This is a genomic window from Rhizobium anhuiense bv. trifolii (assembly GCF_024346605.1).
In the GTDB taxonomy this organism is placed as follows: Bacteria; Pseudomonadota; Alphaproteobacteria; order Rhizobiales; family Rhizobiaceae; genus Rhizobium; species Rhizobium anhuiense.
The window spans coordinates 1,430,053-1,441,560 of record NZ_CP098801.1 but is presented as its reverse complement, the minus strand read 5'-3'; the positions used below and the strand labels follow the sequence as shown (position 1 = coordinate 1,441,560).

The window sequence follows — 11,508 nt, the reverse complement described above, 5'->3', positions numbered from 1 at the left end:
TCACGCAAATCCTGATAAATCGAGTGATTTTGCGCAAATGATCGTGAGTCTGCTGATTCCGTCAAGCGGTTTCTTGGGTGGCCAATCTATTATAAAATGGATTCTGCAAAAAAATCATGTGGAATTCCGGAATCTTAGCACCATTGTCAGCTGACAACGACGGCCTGCTCCGGGTCGATGAAAGCCAGCCTCAAAGTATCGCGGCACATAATCGATACGACTCAGCGTCGCTAGCGCTCCATCCAAGCGCACCTTCGGACGCCTGGCATAGACCGATCAGGTTGTTCGATTTCTCATTTGTAGGCGGACGAACGGTACAGGTTTTCGGCTTCCAGCCCGCGGACGGGTTCATTGCCGGAAGGCTTGTCATTTGCGTCCTGGGTTTCGGCATCGCGGCGTGACGCTGCAAGGGCCAGAATTTGTTCGAGACGGCCCGCATTGAGCGGAGCGCTTATTCCCTTGAAGTTCATTGACACATCCTTCGTCATATTGCGTGAAGCCGCAGAGATAAGCGTAATTCGAACCCGCCGATAACCGCCAGGCAGCGTTATCACCATCTTTTCCTGGGGCCGGGAAGAGGAGGGCCTCCATCTTTCAGGTGGTTCAAAAATGCAGCGACCGGCGGCCACGATGCGGATTTCGGATCACTCTGCTTACCAAGTTGGAAAGGAGCCTCGCAGACACAGGCCGGGCGTGAAAGGAAGGCGGCCCATCTTTGACAGCAAGGGCGAGCCGGCACTGCCGCTGATCATGCTTCATCGCGGTGGAGGTCTTCCTGCAGAAGCGCTTTGCTGCGCAGCCTATCGGGGTGAGGGGACATTCGGCCTTGGTCTTCTCCGCCCCAATCTAAGTCGGCGAGCAGCTGGTATCAGAGGGGTGGGGCTTCGGTTGCGTCAGGAAACCTGTCAATGCCAAGCGATCACAGTCCTAGTCCTGTGCCGGCGTCAGAACGGGGTCATAGCTGTAATCATGCCGGGACGACGCGGCCTCCACGTCGAAGATTGCAATAGCGCGCTAGGCGAATCAGGCATCAGCCGATATGATCGGCAGGCCAGCGGGTTCACGCAGTGTCGTTCAGCTCCCGAGCCAGTCCCCCACCTATACGCTCCGCAAAACCACGATCCTTCCTAGAGGAACTGATTGATGAGTTTGCTTCCGTATACGGAATTCTTCTTTGTTTACTGCATGTTTACCATAACGCCCCCGATCACCGCCAAGCCCGCATCGCCGCCCATCCGCGCGCCTTTGTCATTGGGTGCTACGTGAGGAAGGGGGTGAGCCTATCGCGCCTTCGTTGCCTCGCGATTGGTAAAATGCGCGTTGCCCAAACCTGTACCGATGGTCAGCACGGCCCATCTCGACACGTCGTTCATATAAGGGATCTGCGACAATCCCTGCACGACGGCATCGTTGTGCATCATCACGAATGTGCTGTCGTCGCCGATCTCGGGAATGGCCTTCATCAGCGCGGCGGGAAGGTTGAAGCTGTCGCTCTCCCAGTTTCCGCCCGGCAGGTTCTGTCCGCCGCGTTCGATGGAGCCATCGGCTTTGATGATTCCGGGGCATGCGATCCCGATGATGGGCGCGGGTTTGAGATTGGCTTTCTCAGCCTTGCCAATCAGATCCTGCAACATCGCGGCCAATCTCTCGATGGTTGCGGTACGGCTTGGCTCGTCGTCGGCGTGGCGCCAGATGGCTGATTCCCAGACGCTCGCATCTTTAAAATTCGGTACGTCGTTCTTTCCGAATTTAACGACGCCGGCGCGAACATTTGTCCCGCCGATGTCGACGGCGAGCATCGCCTCGTGGCCTTTGAAAATCCACGGCGGCATCAGGTGAACCGCGCCGATCAGTCCGGCCTCATCGGGATGGTGAACGATCGGCACCACCTCGACATCAATGCCCGCCACCTTGAGAAGAACCATGGTCCTGGCGATCGCCAGCTCGCCAAAACGGCTCTGCCGGAAGCCACCGCCGACGACGATGCGTTCCGTCCTGCCCCAGCGCTTGTCTTTGAGGAACTTTCTGATCACGTCGGCAAAGTCCTGGGAAAAGTCCTCCACCGCCCCCATGACCAATGCCGCCGCCTCCATATCGTCGCCTTTCAGAAAGGCATCGATCTTCTTCTTGGAAAGCTTCGCCGTCGCGGTCTTGCCGATCGGGTCATCTCCGACCTTGCGGATGCGCTTTCTCCAGTCGTCGAGCTTCTGTTGGAAAGTCTTCTTGTTGGCGTTGTCGCCAACGAAACCATCCTTGTCACGCAGTTCGTTGTTGTAGTCGTCGATCGTCACCAATGGCAGATTTAAAGCGCCATGTGCCAGCGGGGCGTTGACCTCATCACGGGGATCAGAACTGCTTTTGGCCATCAATGTACCTTCTGCGGCGCGAGTGCTCGAACGGGCGGCGAGATACAACGCGGACTAGCCTCAGGATGTTCCGGAGTCTGAAAAGCCACCTTGTCCTTGTTGGCCGGCGACCTAGCTTCAATCATAGCAGAGTTTGGAGAATACCGTGCAGGACGACACCGCTACCCAGGAAATGCTTTCACTGGTCTTGGAAGAGCCGGACCATTGGGCGATGTTTCTCGATATCGACGGGACGCTGCTCAATCTTGCGCCCACACCGGATGCGATCGAGGTCCCAGAAGCGCTTCCCGGACAACTTCATCGCCTGTCGAACAAGCTCGGCGGTGCCCTGGCGCTGGTCACCGGACGATCACTTTCTTATGCCGACGAGCTGTTCAAACCCTTTGAATTTCCGACAGCCGGCCTGCACGGTGCCGAGATCAGAAGCGCCACCGGCATGCAGACGGTCGAGGCGACACCTGAGTTTCAGGCACTGAAACATGCGCTGACCGCGGAAGCCGAGCACTATCCCGGTGTCTTGATCGAAGACAAGGGCGCGGCCGTTGCCGCCCATTACCGTCTCGCACCCGAATATGAAAAGGTGCTTGAAGACCGCATGCAATACTATGCCGAGCTCGCCGGACCGAACTGGGCATTGCAACTCGGCAAGAGGGTATTTGAATTGCGGCCGGCACGGTCGAGCAAGGGCGATGCACTGGAGCGATTTTTCCAGTCCGATCCCTTCAGGAACCGCTGCCCGATTACGATCGGCGATGACCTGACCGACGAGTCGATGTTTGCGATCGCCAATGCCCGCGGCGGCGTTTCCGTGCGTGTCGGCGCGATCGGCACCCCGAGCTGCGCCACGAGCCGGCTGTCCTCCTCTGCACTGGTCAGAAACGTCATTGCCGCCTTGGCAGCCTGAACTGCGTCCTCGGACGATATGCATGCGGATTGTTGCCGTCTTTCCGTCCGCTCCGCAGCGTCAATTGTCAAAAAAGTATCGGTTTTGACTGGGAATCGTGGTGGCGGGCGTGAAACGAGACCACTACACTCCCCTTAACAATAAAGCCAAAAAGGGAATTTGGCGGGCTGGCGTGGAGCCGTCCTCGGAGGAGGAAACAATGGAACCTGACTTGGAAGTCATTCAGATCAGGCCGGGCGAATCTTTCGCAACGAAGGCGCACGGCTATCCCTACCATACGGTTCGCTGGCATTTTCACCCCGAATACGAACTTCATCTGGTCGTGGCGACGACAGGACGGTATTTCGTCGGCGATTTCATCGGCGAGTTCGAGCCTGGCAATCTCGTGCTGGCGGGGCCTAACCTTCCTCACAACTGGATCAGCGATGTCCCGAAAGGATCGAGTATTCCGCTTCGCTGCCAGCTCATCCAGTTTAGCGAGAATTTCATCAGCGACACGATGAAGGTGTTCGCCGAACTCGGTCCCTTCGATGCGGTTCTCGAAGCCTCCCGCCGCGGCGTGCTCTTCGGAGCCGACACCAGCCGCGAGGTTGCTCCCCTGATGAACGAGGTGCAGCAGGCGCACGGCGTGCGTCGCATCGAACTGTTCATGATGATCGTCGGCCTGCTCAGCCGGGCGCAGGATTCCCAACTTCTCGCCAGCCCGAGCTATCTGCCCGATCCATCGGGATACATGTCGGCCGGCATCAACAAGGCGCTCGCCTATATCAGGGAAAATCTGACGAAGTCCTTCGACGAAGCCGATCTCGCAGCGATTGCCGATCAGTCGACAGGCGCCTTTTCGCGCGCCTTCCGACGCCATACCGGCATGTCGCTGGTACAGTATGTGAAACGCCTGCGCATCAATCTCGCCTGCCAGATTTTGATGAGCGATGACCATGCATCGATCACCGATATCTGCTTCGAGGTCGGCTTCAACAATCTGTCCAACTTCAACCGGCAGTTTCTCGCGGAAAAAGGCATGACGCCTTCTCGTTTCCGGCGATTGTTGGGTGACAATATCAACGTGGCAAAGGCGGCCTAGAGGAGGAGTCGAAAGGGCACAGCCCGAGGGAGGACAAAGAGGAGGAACCAAAACTGACACTGACTTGAACGTGGGCGCGCGATGAGCGCGCTCGCGATCGGAGATGCTTGTCCTCAAAACGTCAAACCGCAGGGACAGGCGCGACCGTTCATTCAGCCGAACGGCCAGAGCAGAACAGTGCAATCACGAACCTACACAATTTTACCAATGGGAGGAGATGGAAATGATGAAATTCTCGACAAAGTCGGCAGGCGCCGCGGTCTTCGTTCTGTCCTTGCTGGGCGGTACTTCCGCCTTTGCGCAAGCAGCCGTTTCGGATGCGACAGTGGCATTCCTCATGCCCGACCAGGGCTCGACCCGCTATGAGGAGCACGACCATCCGGGTTTCGTCGCGGAGATGAAGAAGCTTTGCGCGTCATGCAAGGTTCTTTATCAGAACGCCGATGCCGATATCGCAAAACAGCAGCAACAGTTCAATTCGGCGATCACCCAAGGCGCCAAGGTCATCGTGCTCGACCCGGTGGATTCGGCAGCGGCCGCATCGCTCGTCCAGCTCGCACAGAGCCAGGGCGTGAAGGTCATTGCCTATGACCGTCCGATTCCAAAAGGCAAGGCCGATTTCTACGTCTCCTTCGACAACAAAGCGATCGGCAAGGCAATTGCGGAATCGCTCGTTCAGCATCTCAAGGCTCAGAATGTGCCGACCGATGGCGGTGGCATCCTGCAGATCAACGGTTCGCCGACCGATGCGGCTGCCGGGCTGATCAAGGACGGCATTCACGAGGGGCTGGAGAGCGGCGGATATAAGACGCTTGCCGAATTCGACACACCCAACTGGCAGCCCTCGAATGCGCAGCAATGGGCAGCCGGCCAGATCACCCGTTTCGGCAAGCAGATCGTCGGCGTGGTCGCCGCCAATGACGGTACGGGCGGCGGCGCAATTGCAGCTTTCAAGGCAGCGGGCGTCGATCCCGTGCCGCCGGTGACCGGCAATGACGCGACGATCGCGGCACTACAGCTGATCATCTCAGGGGATCAGTACAATACGATCTCCAAGCCGAGCGAAATCGTTGCCGCTGCCGCTGCCGACGTCGCCGTGAAGCTCCTGGCCGGAGAAACGCCGAAGGCCGAAATGACGCTGTACGACACGCCGGCGCAACTTTTCGTCCCTGCGGTCGTCACTGCCGAAAACCTCAAGGCTGAGATCATCGACAAGAAGATCAACACCGCCGAGGAGCTGTGCACCGGCCGCTATGCTGACGGCTGCAAGAAGCTCGGCATCACGAAGTAATCCGCAACGGGAAGCGCGACCGGTTCGCCGGTTGTGCTTCCCGCTTCGCTTTCCTGAAAGGCCAGGCGATGTCTGAAACCTCCCATACCCTTCACCCCTACCGTCAGCCTGTCCTCAGCCTGCGCGGCATATCGAAGAACTTCGGGGCTGTGTCGGCGCTCACCGATATCGAACTCGACGTGCATGCCGGCGAGGTTGTGGCGCTGGTTGGCGACAACGGCGCCGGCAAGTCGACATTGGTCAAGATCCTGGCCGGTGTGCACCAGCCAAGCTCGGGCACGATCCTGTTCGAGGGCAAACCGGTGAACCTGCCGAGCCCAAGTGCTGCTCTCGGGCTCGGCATTGCAACGGTATTCCAGGATTTGGCACTTTGCGAAAATCTCGACGTCGTCGCCAATATCTTTCTCGGCAAGGAACTCAGTCCGTTTCAGCTCGATGAGGTCGCCATGGAGATCCGCGCCTGGCAGCTCTTGAACGAGCTTTCGGCTCGCATTCCAAGTGTGCGCGAGCCGGTCGCCTCACTCTCCGGAGGGCAGCGCCAGACCGTGGCGATCGCCCGATCGTTGCTGCTTGAGCCGAAACTGATCATGCTCGATGAACCCACAGCAGCGCTTGGCGTTGCTCAGACCGCCGAAGTGCTTGACCTCATCGAGCGTGTGCGGGAACGCGGCCTCGCCGTCATCATGATCAGCCACAATATGGAGGATGTGCGCGCCGTTGCCGATAGCATCGTCGTCCTTCGTCTCGGCCGCAACAATGGCACCATGCCGCCCGACGCGTCCAACGAACAGCTGGTCAGCGCCATCACCGGCGCCGCCAACAATTCCGTCTCCCGCCGCGCGTCGCGCCGCCAGGCGCAAAGCCGAGAGAACGAGGAGGGCAGGCCATAATGAAGACCATCCAGAATGACCCGGCGGCGCCGGCGCTGCTCGACCGGCGTGACGAGAGAGTGCGCCACGATGACAGTCTGGGAGGCTCGATCCAGGCCTTTTGGGATCGCATCCGCTCCGGCGATCTCGGTTCCCTGCCGGTCATTGTCGGCCTGGCGATCATCTGGACGGTGTTCCAGGCGCTCAATCCGGTGTTTCTCTCCAGCAGCAACCTCGTCAACATGCTGTTCGACTGCTCGACGGTCGGGGTCATCTCGCTCGGTATCGTCTGCATCCTGATGGTGGGTGAGATCGACCTCTCCGTCGGCTCCGTCAGCGGCTTCGCCTCGGCGCTGGTCGGCGTCTTCTGGGTCAACCAGGGTTGGCCAGTGGTCCTGGCAATCCTCGCCGCCATGATTGTCGGCGCCCTCATCGGCTCGCTTTACGCGTTTGTCTTCAACCGCTTCGGCATGCCCAGTTTCGTGTCCACCCTGTCCGGGCTACTCGCGGTTCTCGGCCTCCAGCTCTATATCCTGGGAGCGACCGGTTCGATCAATCTCCCCTACGGTTCCTGGCTCGTCAGTTTCGGCCAGATCATGGTCATGCCGGATCCGATCGCCTATGCGCTGGTGTTACTTGCCGGCATTGCCTTTTTCTTTTCCGGCTACCGTACGGCGACACGCCGGCGGGCAGCCGGCCTGTCGGCAAAATCGACCGGCGGGCTGCTGCTGCGCGCCGTCATCATCACCGTCGCCCTGGAAGCCGTCGCATTCTATCTCAACCAGTCGCGCGGCATTCCGTGGATGTTCGGCCTTTTCGTCGGACTCGTCGCCACAATGAACTATGCGCTGACGCGCACGAAATGGGGGCGCTCCATGCATGCCGTCGGCGGCAACAGGGAAGCGGCCCGCCGCTCCGGCATCAACGTCTCGCGCATCTATACGAGCGCCTTCGTCATGTGCGCGCTGCTGGCGGCAGCCGGCGGCGTGCTGTCGGCCGCACGGCTGGCGACGGCAAGCCAGCAGGCCGGCACCGGCGACGTCAATCTCAACGCCATTGCGGCAGCCGTCATCGGCGGCACGAGCCTGTTCGGTGGGCGCGGCAGTGCCTACTCAGCCCTTCTCGGCATCATCGTCATCCAGTCGATCGCCAGCGGGCTGACGCTTCTCGATCTGTCGTCGTCGCTTCGATACATGATCACCGGTGCTGTCCTTGCCGTCGCCGTCATTGTCGACTCGCTGGCACGCCGATCGCGGATCTCGCACGGCCGAGCTTAGAGCAATTTCAGCAAAAGTGCGCAGCGGTTTTGCCGTCCGGAATTGCGTGAAGACAAAGAGATAGAGCGCTTCCGTGATTCGAAGAAGAACGGAAATGCTCTCACCAACTGGGAAAACAGAGGAAGAAAATGGGACAGGATCTGTCTGGAAAAGTCGCGGCCGTCACCGGGGCGGCGTCGGGTATCGGACTTGAATGCGCCAAGGCTTTGCTTGCCGCGGGCGCTCGGGTCGTGCTGGTCGACCGCAATGAGGAAGCGTTGCGGGAAATTTGCTCGAAACTGGGCGCCAATGCCATTCCACTGGTCATCGAACTCACCGATCCGAAAAGCGTCGAACGGATGATGCCGCAGATCCTGGAAAGAGCCGGCCAGCTGGATATCTTCCACGCCAATGCAGGCTCCTATATCGGCGGTGAGGTGCTGGGTGGCGATCCTGATGCCTGGGATCGGATGCTCAATCTGAACGTCAATGCTGCCTTCCGTTCGGTGCATGCCGTTCTGCCGCATATGGTCGAGCGCAAGACCGGGGATATCATCCTGACGAGTTCCGTTGCTGGCATGATCCCTGTCGTCTGGGAGCCGATTTACACGGCGTCCAAACACGCGGTCCAGGCATTCGTCCATACGTTGAGGCGGCAGGTGGCCAAACATGGATTGCGCGTCGGCGCCGTCGCTCCAGGCCCCGTGGTCACCGCTCTTCTCAGTGATTGGCCGCAGGAGAAGCTGGATGAGGCGCTCGCCGCAGGCGGCCTGATGGAAGCGAACGAAGTGGCCGAAGCGGTGCTCTTCATGCTGACGCGCCCACGCAACATCACCATCCGCGATCTCGTCATCCTGCCGCAGAGCGCCGACATCTGACGAAAGTGCGAACGCCCACGTAAGAGGAACCGAACATGATCTTCGACAGATTTCGCCTGAACGGACAGGTGGCGCTGGTGACCGGCGGCACGCGCGGCATCGGGCTTGCCATCGCCGAGGCGCTCGGCGAGGCGGGCGCCAAAGTCATCGTTACGGGCCGGGCCCGCAATGCGGCGGCGGAAGATCGGCTCTCCAAGGCCGGCGTCGAATGCGATTTCATCGCCGCCGATCTGAGGAAGGAAAGTGCTGCCGACGAGCTCGTCACCGAAACCCTTTCGCGCGCGGGCCGGCTCGACATCCTCGTCAACAATGCCGGCATCGCCATTCACGGCGACAGCGGCGAATTCTCCGATGCCATCTGGCGCGAGATCATGACCATCAACCTCGACGCCGTCTTCCGCGCCTGCCGCGCCGCGCTCGCCCCCATGCGACGCCAGCGCGGTGGCGTGATCCTCAATATCGGTTCGATGTCGGGCATCGTGTCCAATATTCCGCAAAACCAGGTCGCCTATAACACCTCCAAGGCGGCCGTCCACATGATGACCAAGAGCATCGCCAGCGAGGTTGCCGCCGAAAACATCCGCGTCAACGCCATCGCACCCGGCTATATCGAGACCGATCTGTCACGCGGCGGCATCGACAATCCCGACTGGTTCCCGACCTGGCGCAGCATGACCCCCATGGGACGCGTCGGGCAGCCTGAGGAGGTGGCCGGCGCTGCACTGTTTCTCTGCTCGGCCGCGGCAAGTTATGTCACCGGCGAAGTGCTTGTCATCGACGGCGGTTATACAACGCGGTGAGACGCAGGCCTCGGGGTCGGGGAGCTCGGTTCGGTGCCGCCCACGTCTGAGGCGCAATTCAGCAATCTCTCCTCAGCCCTTTGAGAACTGAACCGGGATGGTGATTTCAAACTCGGCGCCGTCGCCGGTCGTCTGCAGCGGCCGGATCGTACCGCCATGGGAGCTCAGCATGGCGCGGACGATGCCGAGGCCCATACCGGTGCCGCCCTGCTCGCGGCGGGTGGAGAAGAACGGCTGTTCGGTCGCTGGCCGATACGCTGAGTTCCAACAGGCTGGCGCCGTACCGAAAAGCGTTTTCGGCAAGGGGACGCAGCGAACATCACCCAATCAGTTGACTGGCTTGCCGAGATTTGTGAGCGGATCGTTGAAGAATGCCAGGACGCCTCATCGGAACCTTGGCGCACGTTTGGCATTGTGAAGCAGTTCGCAGGCGGTCGCGAACGGCCCAAAAAGTTTGAGCAACAGCGCTTGTTGCTCGGCGTCTATACGGTGTCGCGCGCAGAACTCGGTAACGGACCAGACTTTGGTCAGATCGTCCGTTTCGATTTGGCTGGGTTCGATATGTTCGGTCAACGGCGTATCCTCCGATACATCGAGCCTACCGCTCTCCGGCGTTTATAAGAACTAGCTAAAAAGAACTATGCCGTTTTGCAGACCTTCTGACAAGCGGAAATGAAAACGCCCGCCGATTGCGCGGCGGGCGTCGTGTCTTACTGATCTACCGTTGTCGCTCAAGCGATATGGGAAGAATCAAAATCCGTGCCGGTGATGTTGAGCGTCACCTTGGCGGTGTCCGTGTGGCCTTCGCCGTCGGAGATCTTGTAGTAGCGCAGAACTTCCGTGTAGGTCTGGCCCGCATTCAGATCGCTCGTCAGTTCGTAGGTGAATTCGCCGTTCGACTTGACATGGAACGTGCCATACGTGCCGGCGACGTCGGTAACGGCGTCATTATTGGCATCGACCTTGGTGCTCAGGAACTGGCGGAGGAACATCTTGCCGTTATCGCCGGCAATGTCGTTGTCCAGAACGTTACCAGCGATGGCGCTGCCTTCGGTGAAGTGGAAAGTATCGTCGACCGCGATCGGCTTGACCTGAGTGACGCCCTGGATGTTCAGGGTGAACAGACCGACGTCGGTATGACCGCTGCCGTCGGAGATCTTGTAGGAAACCTTCTCCTGGTAGGATTCACCATTGGCGAAGCCGATCTTGGCAGCGTCGCTCAGGACATAGGTGTAGCTGCCGTCCGGCTTGACGAAGAAGGTGCCGTAGTCGCCCTGGATCTCGGTGACCTGGCTGTTGCCGCTCTTGGCGCCAACGCTCGCGCCGTCGAAGGCACGCAGGAACAAGTGGCCGTTATCGGATGAATCGTTGGAAAGAAGATTTCCGGAAATTACGTCAGTTTCAAGAAAAGTTGCACTATCATCAGTTGCGTGTATCGGCGAAGCCATCGCTCTCTCCTAAAATTGTTTATCATCGGGTCAATTTCGACCTCTGCGAGCCGCTCCTTTAACAACCTATTAATACTACAAGTCAATGGCCTATTTAACGGAAGGTTAATTTGGCTGATGGTCTCCACGTTGCTTCCATTCCGGCGAAATAATGTCACATTCGAGCCGAATCTTAGAAATTTCGGCCCGAACTACACCCGGATAACTTGAATAAAATCGTATGAAGTATATCTGAAGGCGACTGGCGATGCCGACGTCGTGCTATCTGGGCCATCCGTTGCAATCGCAGCCGCCGATACCTATGTTGCGGATGTGCCCGATCCAAGCAAAATCGAAGCCCGCTTCTGGCCTGATTGAGGCGCTTTATGCATCGGTGCGCCTAGGGCCAGGTGATGCGCAATCCCACAAACAATCGATGACGCGGCCACGGCCGACGAAGGATTTCATTTTGAACGACATACATACAGCCACCGCCGTTGCGGCGGCGAGCCCGCGTGAGGATGACGAAGCTGTCCGTAGCGCTGCCAAGACTTGGAAGCCGTCTCCCTGCCTGCTCACCCGCCGTGAATTGCAGGCTTTGATCGCCGAGCAGCTCGGCTGAGCGCGATTGGC

Annotated in this window: 12 protein-coding genes and 1 pseudogene; 8 read left to right on the top strand and 5 right to left on the bottom strand. The window is 59.2% G+C overall.

Annotation, left to right across the window (positions count from 1 at the left end):
- Positions 1–293 precede the first annotated feature (293 nt).
- Both NE851_RS06940 and NE851_RS06935 read right to left on the bottom strand, forming a co-directional pair.
- The gene (locus NE851_RS06940) at positions 294–470 is read right to left on the bottom strand and encodes a hypothetical protein (RefSeq protein WP_254955535.1); all 177 of its coding nucleotides are present in this window, start codon (positions 468–470) and stop codon (positions 294–296) included.
- Between the two features lie 810 nt (positions 471–1,280).
- Positions 1,281–2,366, bottom strand: a complete 1,086-nt coding sequence (locus NE851_RS06935) for an ROK family protein (protein WP_254955534.1) — start codon at positions 2,364–2,366, stop codon at positions 1,281–1,283.
- Between the two features lie 172 nt (positions 2,367–2,538).
- On the opposite strand from NE851_RS06935, the gene otsB reads away from it, so the two are divergent.
- The 7 genes from otsB (at position 2,539) to NE851_RS06900 (ending at position 9,448) form a co-directional block, all read left to right on the top strand.
- Positions 2,539–3,270, top strand: coding sequence for a trehalose-phosphatase (otsB, locus tag NE851_RS06930; protein ID WP_049810868.1), 732 nt, complete (start codon positions 2,539–2,541; stop codon positions 3,268–3,270).
- A 199-nt stretch (positions 3,271–3,469) separates the two neighbouring features.
- The gene (locus NE851_RS06925) at positions 3,470–4,354 is read left to right on the top strand and encodes a helix-turn-helix domain-containing protein (protein ID WP_028755942.1); all 885 of its coding nucleotides are present in this window, start codon (positions 3,470–3,472) and stop codon (positions 4,352–4,354) included.
- Between the two features lie 217 nt (positions 4,355–4,571).
- A complete protein-coding gene (locus tag NE851_RS06920; RefSeq protein WP_179869486.1) occupies positions 4,572–5,645 on the top strand; it encodes an ABC transporter substrate-binding protein in 1,074 nt (357 codons plus the stop codon).
- Positions 5,646–5,713: 68 nt separating this feature from the next.
- Positions 5,714–6,535 (top strand): ATP-binding cassette domain-containing protein, encoded by an 822-nt coding sequence (locus NE851_RS06915; protein ID WP_254955533.1) that lies wholly within the window; start codon positions 5,714–5,716, stop codon positions 6,533–6,535.
- Positions 6,535–7,791, top strand: coding sequence for a sugar ABC transporter permease (locus NE851_RS06910; protein ID WP_049816519.1), 1,257 nt, complete (start codon positions 6,535–6,537; stop codon positions 7,789–7,791). Before NE851_RS06915 ends, NE851_RS06910 begins: the two co-directional genes overlap by 1 nt.
- A gap of 128 nt (positions 7,792–7,919) precedes the next feature.
- On the top strand, positions 7,920–8,648 hold the full coding sequence (locus NE851_RS06905) for an SDR family oxidoreductase (RefSeq protein WP_028755946.1): 729 nt from the start codon (positions 7,920–7,922) through the stop codon (positions 8,646–8,648).
- Positions 8,649–8,683: 35 nt separating this feature from the next.
- Positions 8,684–9,448, top strand: a complete 765-nt coding sequence (locus NE851_RS06900) for an SDR family NAD(P)-dependent oxidoreductase (RefSeq protein WP_254955532.1) — start codon at positions 8,684–8,686, stop codon at positions 9,446–9,448.
- Between the two features lie 72 nt (positions 9,449–9,520).
- Here NE851_RS06900 and NE851_RS06895 read toward each other — a convergent pair.
- The 3 genes and pseudogenes from NE851_RS06895 to rapA2 all read right to left on the bottom strand — a co-directional run.
- A pseudogene (locus tag NE851_RS06895) lies at positions 9,521–9,752 on the bottom strand (ATP-binding protein); the annotation flags it as partial.
- 80 nt (positions 9,753–9,832) lie between these two features.
- On the bottom strand, positions 9,833–10,021 hold the full coding sequence (locus NE851_RS06890) for a hypothetical protein (protein WP_028757536.1): 189 nt from the start codon (positions 10,019–10,021) through the stop codon (positions 9,833–9,835).
- A 158-nt stretch (positions 10,022–10,179) separates the two neighbouring features.
- Complete coding sequence (gene rapA2, locus NE851_RS06885; protein WP_028755949.1) at positions 10,180–10,896, bottom strand: calcium-binding lectin RapA2; 717 nt, start codon at positions 10,894–10,896, stop codon at positions 10,180–10,182.
- Between the two features lie 448 nt (positions 10,897–11,344).
- Between rapA2 and NE851_RS06880 the strand changes: the two genes are divergently transcribed.
- Positions 11,345–11,497, top strand: a complete 153-nt coding sequence (locus NE851_RS06880; RefSeq protein WP_164735882.1) for a hypothetical protein — start codon at positions 11,345–11,347, stop codon at positions 11,495–11,497.
- Positions 11,498–11,508: the final 11 nt, after the last annotated feature.